1 protein-coding gene is annotated in these 1,427 nt (G+C 59.4%); it reads left to right on the forward strand.

The window, feature by feature from the left end; translation table 11 throughout:
- The first annotated feature begins 51 nt into the window (after positions 1–51).
- Positions 52–1,397, forward strand: a protein-coding gene (locus tag AC27VE_RS30715) for an IS3 family transposase (protein WP_488705856.1) whose coding sequence is annotated in 2 segments (ribosomal slippage) — positions 52–496 and positions 496–1,397 — 1,347 coding nt in all. Because the reading frame shifts where the segments join, the coding sequence is not laid out codon by codon here.
- Positions 1,398–1,427: the final 30 nt, after the last annotated feature.

The following is a 1,427-nucleotide window of genomic DNA, read 5'->3' on the forward strand; positions in this document are numbered from 1 at the left end:
TGAACTGACCCCCGAAAGTTGGACATAGATCCAACCTTCGGGGGTTTTTACATGGCGAAGTACGAAGAGCAATTCAAGATCAAGGTGGTGCAGGCATACCTGCAAGGCACAGGCGGCTTCAAGTCGGTGGCGCGCCGACACGATGTGCCGTACTCAATGGTGCGCCGGTGGGTCGAGAGCTTTCGAGTGCATGGCGTTGACGGGTTGCGCAGGCAATCTGGCTCGTACAGTGCGGCCTTCAAACAATCGGTGCTGATCAGGATCCGGCGCGAAGGTCTATCGGATACGCAGGCAGCGGTGTTGCTGGGGATTCGCCATCCAGGGAACATCGCAAAATGGCGCGCCCAGTATGATGTTGGGGGTATAGAGGCGCTGGCGCGTAAGCGTCGAGGAGCAAGCATGCCCCATAAGTATCCACCGGAGCCGGTCTCCAAAGACATGACCAAGGAAGAGCTCCTGGAAGAAGTCGCGAACCTGCGAGCGGAGCTTGATTACCTAAAAAAGCTCGATGCCTTGATCGAAGCGGAGAAGACCCAGGCGCTCGTTGGAAAGCGCAAGTGGTCCAAGAATTGAGGCATAAGCATCCGCTGGAACGACTGCTACGCGCAGCCGCGCTGTCGCGCAGCACGTTCTACTACCACCTGAAGGCGTTGGACGCCGCAGATCCGTACGTCGAGCTAAAGCAACGCATCGGGGCGGTCTTCGCACGTCACAAAGGCCGCTATGGTTACCGACGGATCACGATGGTCTTGCGCCAGGCAGGCGAGCTGGTGAACCACAAGACCGTGCAGAAGCTGATGCAGGCGCTGGGCCTGAAGTCGCTCGTGCGCGCCAAGAAGTACCGCTCCTACCGCGGTCAATCAAATCACGTGGCGGCCAACGTGTTGGCGCGCGACTTCAAGGCGGCGCGTCCGAACGAGAAGTGGGTCACCGACGTGACCGAGTTCAACGTGCGTGGCGAGAAGCTGTACCTGTCGCCAGTGATGGACCTGTACAACGGCGAGATCGTGGCTTACGAGACCAGCCGCCGGCCGGTCTTCAAGCTCGTGGGCAGCATGTTGAAGAAGGCGCTGGCGCGGCTGCTGCCCGATGATCGGCCGGTTCTGCACTCTGACCAGGGCTGGCAATACCAGCAGCAGAACTACCGGCGGATGCTGGCAGATCGATCGGTGACGCAGAGCATGTCACGCAAGGGCAACTGCCTGGACAATGCCGCTATGGAAAGCTTCTTCGGCACGCTGAAGGCCGAGTTCTTCCACCTGAACCGCTTCGAGAACGTCGAGCAGTTGCAAGCCGGCATCCGGCAGTACATCCGTTACTACAATCACGACCGCATCAAGCTCAAGCTCAAAGGCCTGAGCCCGGTGCAGTACCGAGCTCAGGCCTTCGGGCTTTAGCTGACCGTCCAACTTCTGGGGGTCAGTTCA

This window comes from Achromobacter sp. 18P8.1.1 (assembly GCF_057799415.1).